The sequence below is a fragment of the Pseudomonas sp. FW300-N1A1 genome (genome assembly GCF_058789115.1).
Window position 1 is genome coordinate 62,136 of record NZ_JBYTBK010000011.1, and the last position, 18,946, is coordinate 81,081.

The window sequence follows — 18,946 nt, forward strand, 5'->3', positions numbered from 1 at the left end:
GGTGTTAACACCCCTCAACTAAAAAATCTGAAGTATGCAATGATCCGTCGTCGAGATAGCGCACCGAACCTATGCGCAGCTATCGGACAGTTTCCCGATAGCGATGAAGGGCCAGGCGAGCTTGACGGATTTGTGATCATCACCGCGGACATTGTTGGCGAAGTGGTCGACATCAACAACCGGCAGCCGGTTGTGCTCTCGCCAGACTTGGCCCGGGAATGACTGGGCTTAGGAGCCCCCAAGGAATGCGCCGAGCAGATAGTGCGTCATCAGGACGAACCGACCGAAATCTTTGAGTGGTTCAGAGTCAGTCCTTCTGCTGGCAACGTACGCAACCAAGGATCAGATATAATTAAGCCGCTGTATCCTTGAACTCCCCAAAAAACACAATAGCGCACGCTCTATTATGCATCCTAGTCTGGGAGCAGTGTAACTTCCTTGTCAATAGACCCCGTCAGAATTTCCATTCCGAATTTAAGCAAATCAGAATCCGCAGCAGAGAGCTTTCGCTTTACCCCATGCACAATACTGGATCTAACTTTATACAGCTCTCTACAATTTTTCATGATGCGCTTTCGTTCAAAAACGTCATTCGCAAGCGAATAAGCACACCGATCAGAAAGTGACTTTGTTAAACCACCCTCAGAGTTATCCTCACCATAAATCGACTCTAGACCGATGCACACCTTAACAACTTTCATAGCTGAAACATGTTCAGAATCAGAATCAAAACTCCATTCACAAGCTGCGATTACACGAGCCAGAGATACATCTCGACGACTTGTCAACTTCAAAAAGCCTCGCATACCATTCGCAAACGCCTCCTGAGCGTTAGTTCCCACCTCTAAGTCGTGACCCAACTGAAGAGTAGTTAGAACTTGAGCGATATCTTTAGAAACCGAATAACTTATAACCCTTCCAGGATCTACACCTTCAATCTCATGAATATAAATTATCGGTTTCGCCTCCCTTTCCCCCCACCACCCCAAGAAAAAATTAGTCATCAGGACATTAGAGCTTTTCCCTCTTTCTACAAACACCTTGAACATCTTCAAACTTTCCTGAGGCGTCTCTGCGGATGGATCATAATCACAATATCCAGTAACCTTCGTGCAGAAATAACAAGTTTCAGTATTAGAGCGCACCCCCAAAGCACTGGATAAAGACGGACCTTTTACAAAATTATCACTTAACAACTCTAAACATGCCTCATTTCCAATATCAATCCTCGAACCGTTCGGAAGAGAAAAATTCGGAAGCTCATAATATATTTTATATTCATATGGCAGCCCTGAGATCCGACCTAACATATGCTCCGTCAACGCTACCACATCAACAAACTTAGCAAGCCGCCCATTCAGCTTTGTCTCACGTGAAAGCTCATTAACCGAGCTATATATAAGATTACATATAAGCATTTCTCCTTGGCGCTCACTTATCCACTCAGGCTTTAACCTTGCTATTAGACGACCAAGATTCTCGATTCTGCTCCAGTTATCAGAACCTGAAATAACCGACTCGTCCAACTCACAATTCCCTACTACTCCTGCAATCTTTAGCTTAAGATTTTCCAGCGCCTGCGCATTCATGTAAATCCCCCCCTATGAAACCAGTATAAAATTCCAAAGCTATCACACTTGCGTTAAAACAACCTTCCCAATACTGTGGGCTCCCAGTTCATGACAATCAATTCTCCACTGACCTCTGCCTTATCCTGCCGTTGGTTGGTATTGCAGTAGCGAATGTCCACCGTCTCAAAATGAAAGCCCTCGAACACCCGCCGAATATCCGGGTGATCATTGATGCTGACCATCACCCTGCCTTTGCACCGACGCATAAAGTCGGCCATGCGCTCGTAGTTATCAAACGGAAAATCCACCCCGTAACCAGCGGTCTGCCAGTAAGGCGGGTCCATGTAATGGAAGGTGTGAGGACGGTCGTAACGTTCAGCGCATTCAAGCCAGGGCAGGTTTTCAACGTAGGTGCCGGACAGACGTTGCCAGGCGACCGAGAGATTTTCCTCGATCCGCAGCAGGTTGATCGCCGGGCCGGTGGTGGCGGTACCGAAGGTCTGCCCGGAGACCTTGCCGGCGAAGGCATGGTGCTGCAGGTAGAAGAACCGGGCGGCGCGCTGGATGTCGGTGAGGGTTTCGGGGCGGGTCATCTTCTGCCACTCGAACACCTGGCGTGAGCTGAGCGCCCATTTGAACTGGCGCACGAACTCTTCCAGGTGGTTCTGCACGACGCGGTACAACGTCACTAGATCGCCGTTGATGTCGTTGAGGACTTCGACGGGCGCCGCTTGGGGGCGCATGAAATACAGCGCTGCACCGCCGGCAAAGACTTCGACGTAGCATTCGTGGGGTGGGAACAGTGAGATGAGGCGGTCGGCCAGGCGGCGTTTGCCGCCCATCCAAGGGATGATGGGAGTGGACATATAAAGCAAGACCTTTACTGTATGAATAAACAGGTGCTAGGCTCGCTCCGCTTTGTGCACGAAGCAGGAGCCTTGGCTGGACTTGCAGGGACGATCTGCGGGGACGGCGACCGGGGTGGATGTTGACGCATCCACCCCGGTCGCTCTTTTTTACTTCGGTGCTGAGACTTCTTTGGCGTAGGCCTGACAGGCTGCCAAGGCGATCAATCCTTGGTCGCCGGTATCGGTGATGCCGATAATTCGTTGAGCATGCGCTGGGTTAAGTCGGGCGCGTGCGGCACCATGAACCACGCCGCTGGCGGCGGAGGTGGCTGGCACTGAGCAGTTGCTGGTTGCATCGGTGGCATCGAGTAGGACTGACAGCCGTAGATCGGTAGTAGCAAGCCGATCACGCAGGCGAGCCTGGTCTTTTTGAACATTCGTCAGGGCCTTGTAGTGGGTTTGGTCGCTGGCCGACAGGCGCTGCTCGAGCGTCAGGCGTTTGTCCTGTTCTGCACGCTGTCGCGTTGCAGCAGCCAGGGCCATTTGGTTGAGGGTTTCCGCCTGCAGGCGGGCTTGTTGCTCCAGCTGCTCACCGTAACGCCAGTCCTGCACCTGCCAGACCACTGCGGCCGATCCACCGGCCAATGCCGCAATTAGCAGGCCGATGGCGAACAACCGGAGCTGCGCGGGGATCAGGTCGACGATACGCATAGTTCTGCCCTCGCCCGCTTCCACAGCTGCAGCCGATCCTCCAGACCATTGAGCCCTCCATTGATCCGACGGGTGATGCTGTTGAACTGGTCGCGATCAGCCAGCTCATTCAAACCGTTGCGCTCCCAGAACCAAGCTGCGGATTCGGCTGCCCATTGTGGTTGCTCGAGCAGCTCGGGTTGAGTCAGCAGACGCTCATCGTCAAACAGCGCGAGACTGCAGTGCCGGTAGTTGTCGCGGCCGGTGATCTGAATCAGCCCTCGACCGCGATAACGCTGGCCATCACCATCGGCCTCCGGTGTGTTTCCCAGTCTGGCGGCCAGGGTGCCGGTGTCGTACTTGCTCAGGTACTGCTTACCACCCAGCTCGCGGACGTGCTGCAATTGGCCAGACTCATGTCCGACTTGCGCCAGGAACGCGGCCTGGCGCTTGGGGGTATCGATCTTACGCCGCGCCATGGCCTGGTTGAGCGCCCAGACAAACGTCAATGACGCGTCTCGGGCATTCGGCATGATGCGCAGCAGTTGGTGTTCGGTGATGGACATAGATTCTCCGGACGCAAAAAACCCGCTCAATGGCGGGTGATGGATGGGGGGGATTAGTACGGGGGAACACGCCCGACTACAGGTCGAGCACTTTGACTTCCTTGGTTTTTGCCTTCCTCTTGCCGGCCGCCTTGGCCTTACCTTTCTTGCCAGCATTGCAACCGACGGTGGTGCTCCAGCCGCCCTGGGTGAACACCTGCTCGACCGAGTCCACCAGGTAGTCACCGTCGAGACCGACCTTGAACTCCATGGCCAGAATTTGCCGCTCAGCGAACAGATCCGTGCGCCCGACCATTTCCAGCCTGACCTCCGCCGTCGAACGGTTGAACGCCGCGAGCCGGGCTTTGGCCGCCTGTTCGGCTGCGGACTTGTTGGGGTAGATGTGCCGGTCGGTGTGCACCGGCGGCAACCCCGGGGGTGCGTCGTCATTGTCGAGACTGAGGTTGACCAGCTCGCCGGTTTTCTTGTCCTGATACTTGGTTCGGACCGCCTTCTGCGTGCTGCCGTCGTCGAACGAAAATTGCCAGCGACTGACGTCGCTTTTGCGGATCGTGATGCTGGGCATGTTCTTGCCACTGGCGGTCGCACCGCTTTGGCGCGGCAAGACCAGTAACTTGTTGTCGGCGACCTTCGCCGTGCAATCGTGGACCTTAGCCAGACGGGTGATGAAGTTGAAGTCGGATTCATTTAGCTGGTCGGCGCGTGGCACCACGGTGGCAACCGGGCACTCCGGTTTCCAACTGTTACGAATAGCGATGTCATTGACGATCCGCGACAGCGGTACGTTCTCCCAGGAGCCGCTCCGAGTGGTCTTGCCGCTGCCGCGCATATCACTGGCCCGCCCCCGGATAACCAGGGTTGAGGGCGGCCCCGACGCTTCCACACGGTTGACGGTGTAACGGCCCAAACGGGTCAGAGAGGCACCAGCATAGCCCAGATAAACCTCAATGCTCGCCCCGCGCTTGGGCAGTGCGACCACGTCATCACGGTCATCGATGCGCAGTTCGAATTCATCCGAGTCCATGCCCGGTTTATCGAGGGTCCGCAGCAGCAACAGCCGATCATTGATCAAGGCCGTGATGTCCGCGCCGTCCGCCACGATGCGAAAGGTGGGAGTCATGCGTTATCTCCAGGTAACAAAAAACCGCTCAAGGCGGCTCTCAAAGGGCGGGTCAAAAAATGGTGCTAGTCCCACAGCTGCACGCTCGCCTCTGCCGGTGGTGGCAGGTCCGGAAACAGGATCAACACGTTGGCCCGGAATGGCTGGGCTTCATCCGCCAGGTTCTGATTGGCTTGCAGCACCGCTTCCACCGTGCCGTTTAAATGCCCGTAAACCTGATGACAGAGCGCGTCCAACAGGTCGCCATCAGACGTTCTGCATGTCGTCGCCATAGCGCACAAACTCCAAAGTGAAAGACTGTTTACGTGGGATGCCGCCCTGCAGCAGAGCGCTCTGCTCTTCTTCCAGGCTCTTCAGGCACCAATTGCCCAGCACGTCACCGTAGCCGGTGGTCAAGCCCAGCGGCATCAGTTGGGCGCCGATACTGCGCAGGGTGTCCAACTGCTTGAGCCCGCCCTTGAAGCCCGGGAAGATCGCCCCTTTGAGGGTGAGCTTTTCCTCGCCCATGCCGATGGCCTGCTGCGCGGGTCGCCGCGTGAGTCGCTCCTGGGAGGCCCAGCGAAACTCGGTCTGCCGGCGCAACTCATCAAAGGCCGCTGTGTCCAGGTTGAAGTAATACGGCTTCGCCTCCGGCTTGAGCGGCTGGATAATCAGCAAGTGCGGGAACGGTTTCACCGCTGCCGGAATCGGCGTGGCATCCTTACCAATGCCTCCGGTGGGCAAGATGTTGGTCAACGACGGACTGACCTGGCCGGCAAACTTATTGACCACCGTGGCCGCTTTGCCGGCCTGCTCCTTCAACGTGCCCATGCGCTCCTGCACCTGGCTCGCGGCGCGGGTGACTCGGCCATAGGTGGCCAGCACCGTACCGACTTTACTTTGCGCGGCATTCACACCGCGCAATACCCGCTGCAGCTTGGCGCTGACCTCCGGCCCAATGAACGGGATATTTTCCAGCTCCGAGACCGCGCCGGTGATCTCACTGATCGCGCCGTTCACCGGTCCCAGCATGCCATCCACATTGCGCCGGCCCGCCTCCCCGGCTTCCACCAGGTACTTCAGGCCGGTTTGCATCTGTTCCATATAGGCCATGGCCACTCCTTACAGGTGAGGTTGATCAAACAGGTTACTGGCGGCGTTCAGCTTGGCGGCATCGGCCAGCATGCGCTGCATATGCGGCATCAGTTCCTGGGCTAGGCGGTACGGATCTTTGACATCACCGTGAACAGCCACCGGCATGCTCAAGGAATACTCAAACTTCTGATCCACCTTGGCCGGCACCGGTTTACCCGGGGCCGGCGGCTGGAGGGTGACAACCGCCGGTTTCGCCGCTGGTGGTACCGTCAGCGAGCGCACCACATCCCCCAGCTTCGCGTCCGGCTCAGGCGCCACTGCTTTCGGTGGCAACAACAGCGCACCATTGGGATCCGACCGGCGCGGCTCATTGGGCACCGGCTGCGCCACTGGCGGTACCGAGACCGGACGAACCACACTCCCCAGCTTCGGGGCTGGTTCAGGTGGCGCGATTTTAGGACGCTCCAAATCCGACTCCTCGACACCTGCCTTGTTCGCCAACTGCGAGCGCAGTAACACGGCATTGGAGTCCGGTACACGTGGGGCATGAGGCGCCGGCATCGGCAACACAGGTGCAAAAGACTGCCCGATGCTCGACAACGCCGGGACCGCAGGACCTGGCCGCGCCGCCATCACCAACGGGGTGATGGGTGCCGCTGGTTTTTCCGGAGCATCCGCGCCGAACCACGACTTGCCGGCGACACCGCCGAGCGCGGTACCGCCCAGACTGCCCAGGTACGCGCCGATCATGCCGCCGACGGCGGTACCGATGATGGGCACCACCGAACCAATCGCCGCCCCCGCCGCTGCACCGGCCATGGTGCCCGCCAACGAACCCGCTGCCGCCCCATACCCTTCGGCCTTTTCGTCCTGAGTTTCGGCGTTCTGGAAGGTGTCGAAGGCCATCGCCCCGGACTCGAGCAACGCGCCACCCGGGAACAGCTTGCCGACCTGGCCCACTTTGCCCACGGCACCGCCCAGCTTTGACAGCATCCCGGGTGCGGCAGGCATGGGAACGGGAGGCCGTGGTGGAATGGCCGGACGTGCGGGACGAACGGGAACGGGAGGACGAGTGGGTCGAGTGTTCCCTGCTGGCCGGCGCCGCTGCGATGAAGCGCGGTTCGACCCGCGCCCTCGGCGCTGCCCGCGCTTGTTGCCGCCGCCGATCACCGGAGAGTTGACCACAAACACCCGCTGAACACCGTCCTTGACCTCACCACCGGCCCCGCCATTGTCGTTATCACCCGTAGCATCCTGAATCAGCGAAACCACTTTGAGCCCGGTCGAGACCACATCAAAGCCGCCCGTTTCCTTGCCGGTATCCGGACCGTCATCGCCCTGGGCTTTGCCCTTGATCGCGGCAACCGTTTTGAGTCCAGTTTCCACCAGTGACAAGGCCACCCCGGCCTTGCCCTTCGGGGCTGTCCGACCACCGTCAACCGCAGGACCGTCTTCGGCATTGGTGACAAACACCTTCTGGATGTCCTTGTCCTTGCCCCCCAAGGAACCCCGGGCCAGGTTGAACAAGCCCTTGCCCATCTTGAAAGCGCTGAAAGCAGTGACCACCGCACCAATGGCGCCAACCGCCACGGTGGTGCCGCTGACGACTTCGGGAAATTTTTCGGCCAGTTTGGAAAGGCCATTGCCGACCTTGGTCAAGCCATCGGCGGCCATGTCCGTCAGTGGCCGCAAGGCATTGCCGACGCTGGTCATCGACGCTTCCATGCTCGCGGTGGCGGCGCTCCATTTGGCATTGGAGGTTTCCCGTGCCCGGGCAGCATCCTGCTCAATCTTCACCCGGCCATCGGTGTCCTTGATGGTCGACATGTCCTGCTTGATCTTGCTGCCGTATTTGATCTGGGCCAACAGACCATCACTGGCGCTCTGGTCACTGACGATTGTGGCCAGGCCAGCCGCCTCGATCAGCGCGACCATGGCCTGCTCTTCTTCGACGCTGCCATCCTTGGACGCCTGAATCTTGGCCTTGAGCGCCTCGACGCGTTTGGCCTTTTTCGGATCCTGCTTGGCGATCAGCTTTTCGCTGAGCATGATGAAGGCGTCGACTGGGTTGGCGGCCTTGCCACTGTTGGTTGCGGCCAGGATCGAACCCGCGAGGTCATACCCTTCCTTGGCAAACCGTTCCTGGCTGGTGCTGCTGATCACCGCGTTGAGCAGGTTGTTCATGTTGGTCGCGGCGGCTGCAGCGTCCTGGGTTTGCGAGAACTGCGATTGCAGGCTGGCCCCGAGAAAGCGCACCGCCTCCGGACCTTCCATGCCCAGGCGTTTGATCGTGCCGAGCAGTGCCGGCATGTACTTGGCCATGTCCTTGGGACCGAAGGCGCCGATGTCCCCCGCCGCCGCGACCTGGCCGAGCATCGCGCCCATGTCTGCTTTCTTGACCCCGGCTTCCTTGAAGGCGCTGAACAAGGTGGCCACCGTTTCCGCCTCCATGCCCTGCCCGTCCACCAGGTCGGCAATCAGCGGCGCATAGTCGACCGACTCCTCCCAGTCGATCCCCTTCTCGATCAGCCCGCCGACCGCGCGGGCCAGCGCCTGCTGGCCCATGCCTTTTTTCGCCGCGACCTGGCTGATCTTGTCGGCCATCTGCTGTTCAGCATCGGTGCCGGCGGTGTGCGCCCAGAGGGACATCTGACGGATCTGCGTTTGATAATCCGCCGAGATCTTGGTGGGGATAGCAATCACCGCCGTGGCCGCAGCAGCGCGCCCAATGGTCCCGCTGAGGCCCTCTTTACCTTCTTTGATTTGGCTGTGCCCGACCGCTTTCAGCTCCGACTTACGGGCTACCTGGCCCATCGTTTGATAGGCCTTGGCCAGGTTGCGAACCTCGACACCCTGTTTTTTTAAGCTGCTGAGATTCGACTCCAGTTTGCGTAACAGTGTGCCCGCTCCAGCGGCGCCACTGTCGTTGGCCTTTTTCCACTCATCCCGCAATCGGATGGTGTCGCCAATGGTGCGCTGCAGCACCCGGGCTTTGGTGCCCTGTGCCTCCAGGTGCTTGATGCGCCCTTCGACATCTTTAAACGCGGCGCCGACCGTGGGGCTGACGGCGCCACCAATAACCAGCCCGAGGGCAATATTGTTCGCCATGACATGGCTCCCTGTTGCGAGGTTTACCGGCAGCGGCTCAATCCGTGAGCCACCAGAGCATCTCGGCAAACGGCATGGCCTGGATCTCGACGGCGGAAAAACCGGTGTCCGCCGCCAGACGTTTTGCCGCCAGTTTCAGCAGCCCTGGGTTAAACCCCGACGTCCTGCACCAGGCGAAAATAGCCGGCCTGCAGGCGGTGATAGTCCACCAGTTTCAGGCCTTCCAGGTCACCGACACCCGCCTGGGCCAGGCCGGCGAACAGCATCAGCTCGCGCTGTTCTTCATCACCCCCGGACGCCCGATCGGCAGCGCGCACTTCGCGCACCGTCGGCGAGCGCAGGGTCAGGGTGTCGACGCTCACACCATTGACTTCGCTGGGGCGCGACAAGGTCACCACCGCATGGTCGGGTGTGACTTTCAGCCAAGCTGGCAGCGGTTTCAGATCAGGGGATTGGTTGCTCATGTTGAGTACTCCTTAGAGGCCCAGCGCGGTGCGCATTTCGGCGAGTTGGTCCACACCATCGATCACCTGGATCGCGGCAATCATGTCGATCTCGTAGATCAGTCGACCGTCGATTTCCAGCTTGTAGTAGGTGGCGGCCACGGCATGTTTGATCTCGGCGGCATCACCGGCTTTCCAGTCGCCCATGTCGACTTCCTTGAGCATTCCGCGCAAGGTGGCGACCACGGCGGTCATCTTGCCTTTGTGCCCTCTGAATGCACCGCGGAATACCGCGTTGAACGCCGAGCCGTCGGCCAGGCCGAAGTGCTTCAGCGACTCGCGGCGCACGCCTTTGGTGACGAACGAGGCTTCGAGCTTTTCCAGGCCCTGGGCCATTTCAATGGGGCCGGCCATACCGCCGCCGCGATACTCGTCGGTCTTGGTGGTCAGCTTGGGCAGTGACAGGCTGGGCACGTCGCCGGTGAAGTTCACCCCATCGACGAACAGGTTGGTGTTGAATAGCGTTTGCGGAATCATGCAACGGCCTCCTTAGGCGGATTCGAGGACTTCGGCCAACCATTGATTGGTGACCTCGACCAGAAAGTTCGGGTTCTCTGCTGGTGGGACATCGGTGAAACGAATGTTCCAGTACACCTTGCCCTGCTCCAGCTGGCTGACGGTGTTGAGGCTCGGGTCGGCAAAGACCTCGAAGTTGATAATCGCGCCTTGGTTTTTCAGGTCGCGCATAAATGCCTGCAGGCCGTTGGTGACGTCACTGACATAGGTCTTGGTGATCGAGCGGTCGACTGCCCATTTGTGCCCGTACAGAATCGCGTCCATTACCATGTCCATGGTGCGGACCCGGGTAACAAACGCCCACTTCGGGTCGGCCGAGCAGGTGCGGTTGCCCCACAGACGGAAACCGTCATCACGAATGATCGTGGTGATACCGGCGTTGTTCAGCAGGTTGGCCCGACAGGTGTCGTCACCGTCCAGGAACTCAATTGGCCGCCCGGTACCGGTGATACCGACAAACTCCTTGTTCGACGGCGAGGCCCAGAAACCGTACTCGGCATCGGTCCAGGCGAAGAGTCCGGCGACCCAGGCAGAACCGGGGGCATCAACCGTGGCACTGGTGCCGGTGTCCCACCACTTGACGCCCGGGTCGACGAAAAACACCCGCTTGCTGCCGAAGCTTTTACGGTAGGCCAGGGCCGCTTCATCGGTGGTGTTCGGGCCGTCGACAATCGCCACGGCGCGAAGCTTGCCAGCCAGGCCATCCAACGCGGTACCGACCGCCAGCGTCGCGCTGTGCTTCGGCGCGATCAGCAACCGAGGTTGTGCGTTAAACCGGCTCTTGCCATCCAACAGCGCCTGCATGCCGGTGCGCGTGCCGTCGGCCAACACACCGCCAATAATGGCCGAGGTTTGCAGCGGGCCGTCGGCCACCTTGGCCACGCCACAGGCGACGATCACCGCCTTGGCCCGGGCAAAAATCGCTTTCACCGCTTTGGTGATCGCCGCGTCGAGGCCCCAGGCCGCCACCGCTTCGCTTTCGCGGGTGATCAACAACAGCTCGTTGGGTTTGGCGCTGGCCCCAGGCCCCACGGTGAAGGTGTCGCACAACCCGATAATCGATGACGACGGCAGCGCGATACTGCGCGATCCGGTGTCGACGTTGGTGACGGTCACGCCGTGAAAAAATCCGCTCATGTAGCAATCTCCAGAGAGCAAAAGACCGCGACGTGCGCGGTCTAGAGGAAAGAAGGCGCCCCGGATTGGGGCTGCAGGAAGTGCCGGTCAGAGCAGCAGCGACATCAGCAGCGCGGCCAGCAGGCAGACCACTAGGGGGGACAGCAGGGCAAGGCGACCGCCTGGGGTCCAACGCCAGATGCGTAGACCGTCATACCAGCGCAGATTGGCTGGATGTACAGCTTCGTCATGGGCCAGCTTGCGCTCGCCATGGGTGTACTCACGGCCGAAGAAAAAGAAGACGCCGGCAGCGGCGCCGGCCCACTGTCCGGACGGGACGCCGAACAGCGCCAGAAAGGCCCAGACCAGGGCCATGATCAGCAGGCCCGCCAAGGCGTGCTGCCAGTTGGTTCGATTCAAAGTGCTTACTCCAGACACAAAAAAAGCCGCTTAGCGGCCTCGGGTGCGGGTTAAGAGGGTTGATTAGGCCGCGTTTCCGACGCCCTGGACACTGCTGCGAATGGCGCTGATGGCTTCGTCTGCCAGCACCTCGGCCGCGTCGTGAGTTTGCGCCTTGAGCACCTGCTGCTTGCCCTTCAGGCGTGCGGCACGCAGAGCGTAGATCGCGACTTTCCAGGCTGCGGCCTCGACAAGAATGTCATCGGTAGCCGCCTTGGCGTCCAGCTCGGTCACATCCATCCAGGCTTGAACAGTCAGCGGAACGGGGCCGGTGTAATCGACTGCCGCAAAGCGCTCAGCCTCATCTGCCGTCAGTTGATATTCCACTGCGCGAAGCGGGTCGCCCAATACGGCGTTACGCGCTTGGTCGGCGGCCTGGTCGATCTGCTGCGCGGCAACCAACAGCGCCGCAGATAATGGCAAGTCGGCAAAGTTGAAGCCGATAAACGTGCGACCTTGAAAGTCGAAGTTCAGATTTTGCTTTTGCATATTGTCCTCACAAGGCCGGAATGTTGGTCAGGATATTGCTCAGCGTGGCCGGCGCGGTACCGGACGGAATGCCGGCCACATAGCGGCCGCCAAAACCAGACGGGAACGAAACGGCGAGCACTTCTAAAATGACGGCACTTTGCGGCGCACCGACAATGTAGCCTTGGAAAGAGCCATCAGCCGGCACGGTTACATCGCAAGAGGTCATCTTGATCGACATAAACGGCGTGCCGCCGTTTGAGGTGGTTTTGAAAAACGACCAGGTGAACCCAGACGGTGCTACCGCCAAACCCAGCGAACTCGGCATAGGGATGCTGATATCCTGAAGCATGACCGAGCCGCCGTTCGTCAAGGAAAACCCGGCCATATACGAAACGGTGCCGTCACTGGACAGGTAATAGGCCGGGGCGATTTTGCGGCGGGTGCCAGACTGATCACTAAAGACCGTCAGAAAGCGACCATCGACCAGGCAATTCACGCTTAGTTGATAATCACCCTGCACATACACCCGGCAAATGCCGCCAACGGGCGTGTTATCCAGCGCTTTCTGAATCGTCTTCAACGGCGTCACGGTAAAGCCGTTATTGGTGTCCAGCCCGGTCTGTTGGTTTACGTGATAAATCTTCAAGTTTTCCGGGATGGCTGCAATGGCATCCGCCACCGCCTTATTGATTTCGTTTTTCTTCCCATTGAACGTAGCGATTAGGTCGGTTGACGCCTTGGTCAGGTCGGCGATTCCAGATTCGAGACTCATTTAGTCAAACTCCAAGGATGGTTTTAGCGAATAGGTTTTGCAGGGTAATTAGCCCGGTGGCGTTGGCTGCAATGGCTGTTAACAGGCCGTCACGGTCCGAGTCCTGGCGCTGCTCGGCGACCCTCATCCGATCCATCAGATTGGTAATTTGCTGACCTCCCATCTGGTGCAGCTTTGCTTGATCGTCGAGCAACTCCTGCTGCTTAACGCCCCGCAGCATCTCGGCAATTTGCGCCGCAGCCAGTGCGGCCAGTTCCTCCGCGAGCGTCAGGTTGAGTCCGGCGCCGGTCGAAGTGATCGTGACACTGCCAGGAGGGAGCGCGGTCAACGAAAGGTCATAGGCCAGCAGCAGATCGGCATCGGCCGGCTTGTACGCCAGCACGTCGGTCGCGTGCGCCCAGACGGCCAGCAAGGTGCCGTCGGCCAGCAGAAAACCAATCTCACGCACCCAGTACGCCTGTGGCCCATCGGCGATTGCCGTGACGTGCAACAGGGTGTCGCTCAGCCTTTCCCCATCCGAGATTGGGATCTTGGCCACCTGGCTGCGCAGCGCGGTCTGCGTGTTTGAAGGTGTATAACCGGCCGTGCCCACCACGACATGCGTGATTTCAGCGGCCAAACCGGTGTTGTCTGGGCGCCAAATGGCGCGCAGACCGGCCTTGGTAATAACGGGTTGTAACGGGGTACTCATAAAACAGCCTCCATAGTGGCCCTGACAACGATGAGGGTCCGGGCGGCATTGGCCAGTGCAAAGCCCTGCTCCACCTGCCCCGGCACGGCCTGCAGCTCAGCGGTTTGGCGAATGACACAACGCACGTCCGAGGCGTTCGCCAGACCTAACGGCTGTTCCAGCGTGTCTGGCTGAACCGGCAACGGATCCAGGGTGCGCCGGTCCAACACCTGCACCTGACTGGCATTGGCCAACCCCAGGGCGTTATCGAAACGGGCACCGAGCTTGAGCTGGTAGTGGCTGCGTTCGTTCTTGGTGGCATCGATCAGGGCGCGCAGACGCTGGAACAATTGCGGGGAAAGAATCACCCCCTCACCTGGGCGGTTGTCGTTAGCCCAGGCGATCAGCTCAAAGCTGTACGGCACTGCGCCCGGGACTTGCGTCCATTCCTTGTAATCTGCGGTCACCCCGACCGCCTTCAGCACCCGGCGGATCGCGCCGACCGTGCCCTTGTGTTTGTGAATCGGGATCGATTGACGAATCAGGGCGCGTTGTTGTTCTTCGGTGTCGGCCGCCTCCCAGCCTTCGACCGACATGGCCCAGGCGAGCCACGGCAAGAAGTTCACCGGGCAGCGCGCCGAGTCGGCAACGCCCCGGATAATCTCTGGGTCAATGCCTAAGTCACAGGCAGTGGCCAGAGCCCGCTCCAACTGCGTGCTGTTATGCGGCAGTAACTGGCTCATGTGCTGGCCATCGGTTTCAGGGTGATCGCAGTGCAATCGGGAAAATGCCGCTTATCGCAGATCACGTCAGCGGCCGGTTTCTTCAGCTTCACTGAAGCCACCCCAGAGACATGCAACGCGGCATAGATGGCCGACAGCGACAACTTGCCCTCAAGGGCTCTTGCCGCCGCCACGGTGGCATCCAGATTGCTCCGGGCCGACGCCATCACCACCTCCCGGTCAGGTCCGGGCTTAACCTCCAGATCAGCCTCCACGCTGTACGCCGTGGGCAGGCCGATCTGACTGCGGGGTCGGTCAGTGATCGGTCGCACGTCCTCGGCCGACAACGCCTTCTGGACGATGGCCACCAACTCACCAGCGGACACTTCACTGCCCACTATCGGCAGCAAGGCCAACGACACGTCGCCCGGCAGCGGATTCGTCAGGCCGGCGGCGTAGTCGCAGACCAGCACTATCGCGCCGGCCGGCAACAGGGCACGCACCGCCTGGCTAACCTCGGCCGCGACGAACGTCGGCGAGTCCACCGAAACGCTGGCGACGTTGGCCGAAGCCGTCAGGGCATGAAACTCATAAGCCCCGCTGCTGCCGGCCACGGATAGCCCCTCTAGGGACAGTTGCGTGCGATACAGCAAGGCGTCGTCCGTCTCCATCACCGCCAGCCGTGGCGGCACGGCATCGGGGTCAGCAGCGGTGAGCGTCAGCCGCGTGACATTGAAGTCCGCCGCCCGATTATCCAAGTCCGTGCCCCGGGCGTACGCCAGCAGACTGGCCTTGGCGGCATCGTTGACCCGAGCCCGCCCCAGCAGCTTCTGATAGGCCGCGAGCTCCAACAGTTTGATGATCGGATCGGACTCCAACTGAGCCGTCCAGTTATCCCCCATGCCCAAGCGAAAGTTGGCCAGCACTTCCTGATAGAGGTCCTCAAAGTCCAGCGACTCCAGCACCTCAGGCGGCGGCAACAGCGATAAATCAATGGTCATCCGCTCACCTCCAATGTGATGGCGTCACCCTGGTACTCACCCGACAAGCGAAAATCAATACGCCCTCCGACCACGGCGACCACCCGCACCTGTTCCAACTTGAGGCGTGGTTCCCACCGGCCCAACGAGCGAGCCACCTCGGCCTGTACCGCGCTCTTCCAGCCTTCGGTCACCGGCAGGTCGACAAACCGGCGCAGCTGGCTGCCGTACTCCGGCCGCATGCGCCGACTACCAACCGGGGTGGTGAGGATGTCTTCGATGGACTGAGCAAGGTGTGCGCGGCCGGAGATGGGCAAGCCGGTGCGGCGGTCCATTCCGATCATGATGTTTACTCCTGCAGCAACTCCAGATCAGGATGGGCGCTCAGGAAGTCGAATTGCTCATCCCCCAGCGCCGTGACACGGCCTTCAAGCACCGGTGCCGTGCTGCCATCCGGAAAGACCATAGTGCGCGAGGTGTACACGGTGTCGCGAAACACTCGCGGCGATCCGATAGGTGTGACCACGTCAGAGGTTGCGGGGAATCCCAGTGGTGCTGGTTTCAATCCCGGCACTGCAACAGCTTCGGCCGGTTCGGTCTGATCGCCATCAGCTTTTGACTTACTCATAAGGCGTGCTCCAGATATGCAAAAGCCCGCACGCGGCGGGCTAGAAAATGACGGTCAATCAGTGTTTGTGGTTCGGCGTGTTGCCGCCGGCATCGATGACCTTGCCGGCACTGTTGATGTCGCCGGAGGTGTTCAGTGTGCCGTTGATGGTTACGGGTCCATCCACCGTGACCGTGCCGACCAAGGTGATCTGACTGGCAACAACCCGCACCTGGTCCGGCGTGACTTCAAACACCGAGTCGCCAACCTTGATGGTCGCGGTACCGGCCGGTAGATCGATGGTGTAGCTGTGGGCTTTCCAGTCGTAGACCAGCGAACCGCCATCGTCGAAGCGCCAGACTTCGACATGGTCACGGTTGTCCGGCTGGGCACCGGCATTGCCGTACAAGCCAGGAATGAAGGTACCCATCCCGGCGACACCGCTCGGACTGAGCAACACGCCCTGCTCTTTCAAGCTCGGCGCCCGCCAGTGACGCGCCTTGCCGGCGGCCTGGCTGTGCCAGCGCACCCAGGCGCTGACCCATTCACCGGACTGCACCCGCACCATCCCGGCCGCCAGATCTACCCCGACCACCACGCAGGGCATCAGCATGGCGGCGATCATCCGGTCGTGCTCCGCGACGGGGTAGCTCATTCACATATCCCCCGGTGCAACGTAATCAGCTTCGTGACCTGGCCCGGTCTCGGGGTGAAAGCCAAACACCAAGGTGCCTGAAGGCTGAGCCGGCCAAGGCCACTCTTCGCTGCCGAGGTAAACCTGCTGGTTCCACTCCACCAACCAGACGGTGTAACCGTCCAGCTCCGGCCGGGTCCAGTCTTGTACCGCCTGCACGAACTCTGCGGGCTCGACCTCCAAGCCCCAGGTCTGTGCCCGCAACAGCACGGCGAGCTGAGTCGCCAACTGTGCCGCTTGCCGCTGGTGATCATCGCGCAATACGTCGACGACGATCCGCGCCTCGAACTTGCAAACCAGTACCGTCTCACCGGTGCCAATGTCCTGACCTGGCTCAAACTCGGCCAGTTCAAGGAACACCGCTGGCAGCGGAATGTGCTGCCGACCGCTCAGATCCGGCCACACGGCAACCATTTGCAAGCCGGGTAGATTGTCGTCCAGGTGCTGCTCAATGGCCCCGAACAGCTGTGCGAGGCTAAAAGGTTCATCAGACACGGGCCGTCCTCTTCAGGTACTTTTGCAGTTCAAAGTTGAGCTCTTGCTTGAGGATGCCCAGCAAGATTTCATCGGCACGTTTTATCCAGCTGTCGAAGTGCGGCCGCGCCTGCTCCAGCGACACCTTGGCCTTGGCCAGGGGGAAGCGGTTGTCGTTTTCCTCGACAAAACCCGAACGGCGTCGACCCTGCTCCGTGTCGGGATAGTCATCCGCTGAAAAGTGTTTGCTCGCGGTGCGGATCCAGATATCGGCTTTGCTGCCGTACACCTTTTTATAAAACGCCCCCTGATACCGCCGACCGGCCACCGAGACACCGCTGCCGGTTTGCCGCGCTCGACCAGTGCGACTGGCCTCAATGGCATTGAGGCCGAACCAAAGCTTGCCGCGCATGGCGCCGCCGGTAACCGGATAAGCGCGCAGACGCTGCCGCACGGCAGCAATGGCAATCCGCTCTTGTTTGCCCACCGCCCGTGCAATGTGCGTACGCAGCCGCCCCAAGGTTTTGTTGATTGCCCGCCGCTGAGCCGCTGCTGCAGCTTTCGGTAGCAGTTTGGCAAAGTCCTGAAAGGCCTGAATATGCACGGCTGACGGCTGGATGGTGAGCATCCCGCTGTTGCGTTTTTGTTCCGAGTAGCTGCCGATACTCATGCGCGTTTCCTCAGGATCAAGGCGACCAGACCGTCACCGCTGGGTTCCAGTTGCAGCAAGTCATAGTCGCCGCCACCGTCCAGCTCCGGCAGATCGACGCTGACCCGCAAGCCTTTACTCAGGCCGTGGGAGTCACTGACGCGAATCTCGAAGCGCGGCTCACGCAGCCCGCTGTTGAGCTTGCCGAACTTCGGCTGCAGCCAGGGCGCGGCAAACATGCCAAGGACCGGCTCATCCCGGCCCTCGATCTGCGCGCTGTCGCCCAGGGTTTCGAATACCACGTCGTCGACTTCGGCGATTAGGTCGCGAAAGGCCATACTCAGAGTTCCAGCAGGATCTGCGCCAGGGGCCGCGTGCACAGGTGCAACGGGTTGGACTGAGCTTCACCGGCCATGCCCTTGTTGAACGGCAACGGCTCGATCTTGCTGTAGTACGGAACACCCTCGGTGTTGACCGTCTCCATGTAGTCTGCCGGCGCAAACACCGAGATATAGAGGTCAGGTACGCCCTCAGGAATCAGCAGTGCCTTGTCGTCATGAACGAAGGACACGCCCGCGATCTTGCCGCGATAACGCTCCCAGACGATGCCACCAAACTCGAAGCTCTCACGAGCATCGCCACGCAATGCCGCCGCCTGCTGGCTGTTGAGGAAGGTTTCCTTGATCGACTTGTGAACGACCAGCTTGTTCCAGAAATTCTTGCCACAGAGCGCCCGGGAACCGCTGCTGGTAATGCTGCCCAGCGCATCCTCCTGCAGGTCCAATGCGTCACCACATTTGACACGGATCTCGGTGTCGGGGCTGTTCAGGCCCATGGACATTTTCTTGCGGGTCACGCCGAAGGTTTTGTAGATGTCCAGCAGGACGGTCGTACCGTCCGCATCAAGAATCTGCCCATTCAACGCCCCCATGCGCTGAAACTCGTGCGTGGCGTCCAGCTGCCGCCGGCATCTGGCCAGGCGCTTGTTGACCACATCCTGAACCGCCTGCAGCTCGGACCGGGTACCGAACGCACGAATCCCCTGAATCTCATCGGCCTTGATCGCAAAACGCTGAGGCAGGTGCACGGTGTTGAAGGGGATCAGGTTGCGCTTGGTGCCCGCCACCACCAGACCGGAGGTACCACGCTCACCCGCAGGGACCAGGGCCAGGGTGTCACCGTCCTTTTCGATCTGCACGGTCAGGGTGGTGATGCCTTCTTCCTGGAACAGGCCGAGGCTACTGATACGGCCCGGCAAGTATTCCTGTTCGTTGATGGCGGCGGTCAGCGACGAGACCGAGAACGCGTCATCGTTAAAGATTTCAATATCAGCCAT

24 protein-coding genes and 1 pseudogene are annotated in these 18,946 nt (G+C 60.0%); 1 reads left to right on the forward strand and 24 read right to left on the reverse strand.

Going from position 1 to position 18,946, the window contains the following annotated elements; all coding sequences use genetic code 11:
- Positions 1-39: 39 nt before the first annotated feature.
- Positions 40-372, forward strand: a pseudogene (locus AC3WQN_RS10460) (SOS response-associated peptidase family protein); the annotation flags it as partial.
- Between the two features lie 41 nt (positions 373-413).
- Here the strand turns inward: AC3WQN_RS10460 and AC3WQN_RS10465 are convergent.
- The 24 genes from AC3WQN_RS10465 to AC3WQN_RS10580 all read right to left on the reverse strand — a co-directional run bounded on the left by AC3WQN_RS10465 (position 414) and on the right by AC3WQN_RS10580 (position 18,946).
- Positions 414-1,589, reverse strand: a complete 1,176-nt coding sequence (locus AC3WQN_RS10465; protein ID WP_146038361.1) for a HEPN domain-containing protein — start codon at positions 1,587-1,589, stop codon at positions 414-416.
- Between the two features lie 53 nt (positions 1,590-1,642).
- The gene (locus AC3WQN_RS10470; RefSeq protein WP_103399218.1) at positions 1,643-2,437 is read right to left on the reverse strand and encodes a DNA adenine methylase; all 795 of its coding nucleotides are present in this window, start codon (positions 2,435-2,437) and stop codon (positions 1,643-1,645) included.
- 150 nt (positions 2,438-2,587) lie between these two features.
- Complete coding sequence (locus tag AC3WQN_RS10475; RefSeq protein ID WP_103399219.1) at positions 2,588-3,130, reverse strand: lysis system i-spanin subunit Rz; 543 nt, start codon at positions 3,128-3,130, stop codon at positions 2,588-2,590.
- On the reverse strand, positions 3,112-3,675 hold the full coding sequence (locus AC3WQN_RS10480; RefSeq protein ID WP_103399220.1) for a glycoside hydrolase family 19 protein: 564 nt from the start codon (positions 3,673-3,675) through the stop codon (positions 3,112-3,114). Before AC3WQN_RS10480 ends, AC3WQN_RS10475 begins: the two co-directional genes overlap by 19 nt.
- 76 nt (positions 3,676-3,751) lie before the next feature.
- Positions 3,752-4,795, reverse strand: a complete 1,044-nt coding sequence (locus AC3WQN_RS10485; protein WP_103399221.1) for a phage late control D family protein — start codon at positions 4,793-4,795, stop codon at positions 3,752-3,754.
- A 65-nt stretch (positions 4,796-4,860) separates the two neighbouring features.
- Positions 4,861-5,067 carry a tail protein X gene (locus AC3WQN_RS10490; RefSeq protein WP_103399222.1) on the reverse strand — a complete coding sequence of 69 codons (207 nt, stop codon included), beginning with the start codon at positions 5,065-5,067 and terminating at the stop codon, positions 4,861-4,863.
- Complete coding sequence (locus AC3WQN_RS10495; protein WP_103399223.1) at positions 5,042-5,887, reverse strand: phage tail protein; 846 nt, start codon at positions 5,885-5,887, stop codon at positions 5,042-5,044. The genes AC3WQN_RS10490 and AC3WQN_RS10495 overlap by 26 nt, the downstream gene beginning before the upstream one ends.
- A 9-nt stretch (positions 5,888-5,896) precedes the next feature.
- Positions 5,897-8,977, reverse strand: coding sequence for a phage tail tape measure protein (locus AC3WQN_RS10500; RefSeq protein ID WP_492589236.1), 3,081 nt, complete (start codon positions 8,975-8,977; stop codon positions 5,897-5,899).
- Positions 8,978-9,126: 149 nt separating this feature from the next.
- Positions 9,127-9,441 carry a phage tail assembly protein gene (locus tag AC3WQN_RS10505; RefSeq protein WP_103399224.1) on the reverse strand — a complete coding sequence of 105 codons (315 nt, stop codon included), beginning with the start codon at positions 9,439-9,441 and terminating at the stop codon, positions 9,127-9,129.
- Between the two features lie 12 nt (positions 9,442-9,453).
- On the reverse strand, positions 9,454-9,957 hold the full coding sequence (locus tag AC3WQN_RS10510; RefSeq protein WP_103399225.1) for a phage major tail tube protein: 504 nt from the start codon (positions 9,955-9,957) through the stop codon (positions 9,454-9,456).
- Between the two features lie 12 nt (positions 9,958-9,969).
- Positions 9,970-11,133 (reverse strand): phage tail sheath subtilisin-like domain-containing protein, encoded by a 1,164-nt coding sequence (locus AC3WQN_RS10515; RefSeq protein WP_103399226.1) that lies wholly within the window; start codon positions 11,131-11,133, stop codon positions 9,970-9,972.
- Between the two features lie 87 nt (positions 11,134-11,220).
- The gene (locus tag AC3WQN_RS10520; protein ID WP_103399227.1) at positions 11,221-11,532 is read right to left on the reverse strand and encodes a hypothetical protein; all 312 of its coding nucleotides are present in this window, start codon (positions 11,530-11,532) and stop codon (positions 11,221-11,223) included.
- A gap of 63 nt (positions 11,533-11,595) precedes the next feature.
- Positions 11,596-12,060: a hypothetical protein gene (locus AC3WQN_RS10525; RefSeq protein ID WP_103399228.1), complete on the reverse strand. Its 465-nt coding sequence runs from the start codon at positions 12,058-12,060 to the stop codon at positions 11,596-11,598.
- A 7-nt stretch (positions 12,061-12,067) separates the two neighbouring features.
- Positions 12,068-12,814, reverse strand: a complete 747-nt coding sequence (locus AC3WQN_RS10530; protein ID WP_103399229.1) for a hypothetical protein — start codon at positions 12,812-12,814, stop codon at positions 12,068-12,070.
- A gap of 4 nt (positions 12,815-12,818) precedes the next feature.
- Entirely contained in the window at positions 12,819-13,505 is a 687-nt protein-coding gene (locus tag AC3WQN_RS10535) for a phage tail-collar fiber domain-containing protein (RefSeq protein ID WP_103399230.1), read from the reverse strand.
- Positions 13,502-14,227: a phage tail protein I gene (locus AC3WQN_RS10540; protein ID WP_103399231.1), complete on the reverse strand. Its 726-nt coding sequence runs from the start codon at positions 14,225-14,227 to the stop codon at positions 13,502-13,504. Before AC3WQN_RS10540 ends, AC3WQN_RS10535 begins: the two co-directional genes overlap by 4 nt.
- Positions 14,224-15,207, reverse strand: coding sequence for a baseplate assembly protein (locus AC3WQN_RS10545; RefSeq protein WP_103399232.1), 984 nt, complete (start codon positions 15,205-15,207; stop codon positions 14,224-14,226). Before AC3WQN_RS10545 ends, AC3WQN_RS10540 begins: the two co-directional genes overlap by 4 nt.
- A complete protein-coding gene (locus AC3WQN_RS10550) occupies positions 15,204-15,530 on the reverse strand; it encodes a GPW/gp25 family protein (RefSeq protein WP_103399233.1) in 327 nt (108 codons plus the stop codon). The genes AC3WQN_RS10545 and AC3WQN_RS10550 overlap by 4 nt, the downstream gene beginning before the upstream one ends.
- A gap of 5 nt (positions 15,531-15,535) precedes the next feature.
- Positions 15,536-15,814 (reverse strand): hypothetical protein, encoded by a 279-nt coding sequence (locus AC3WQN_RS10555; RefSeq protein WP_103399234.1) that lies wholly within the window; start codon positions 15,812-15,814, stop codon positions 15,536-15,538.
- A 58-nt stretch (positions 15,815-15,872) separates the two neighbouring features.
- Entirely contained in the window at positions 15,873-16,448 is a 576-nt protein-coding gene (locus tag AC3WQN_RS10560) for a phage baseplate assembly protein V (RefSeq protein WP_103399235.1), read from the reverse strand.
- Positions 16,449-16,982, reverse strand: coding sequence for a hypothetical protein (locus tag AC3WQN_RS10565; protein WP_103399236.1), 534 nt, complete (start codon positions 16,980-16,982; stop codon positions 16,449-16,451).
- Entirely contained in the window at positions 16,975-17,631 is a 657-nt protein-coding gene (locus tag AC3WQN_RS10570; protein ID WP_103399237.1) for a hypothetical protein, read from the reverse strand. The genes AC3WQN_RS10565 and AC3WQN_RS10570 overlap by 8 nt, the downstream gene beginning before the upstream one ends.
- Complete coding sequence (locus tag AC3WQN_RS10575; RefSeq protein WP_103399238.1) at positions 17,628-17,948, reverse strand: head-tail joining protein; 321 nt, start codon at positions 17,946-17,948, stop codon at positions 17,628-17,630. The genes AC3WQN_RS10570 and AC3WQN_RS10575 overlap by 4 nt, the downstream gene beginning before the upstream one ends.
- 2 nt (positions 17,949-17,950) lie before the next feature.
- Entirely contained in the window at positions 17,951-18,946 is a 996-nt protein-coding gene (locus AC3WQN_RS10580) for a major capsid protein (protein ID WP_103399239.1), read from the reverse strand.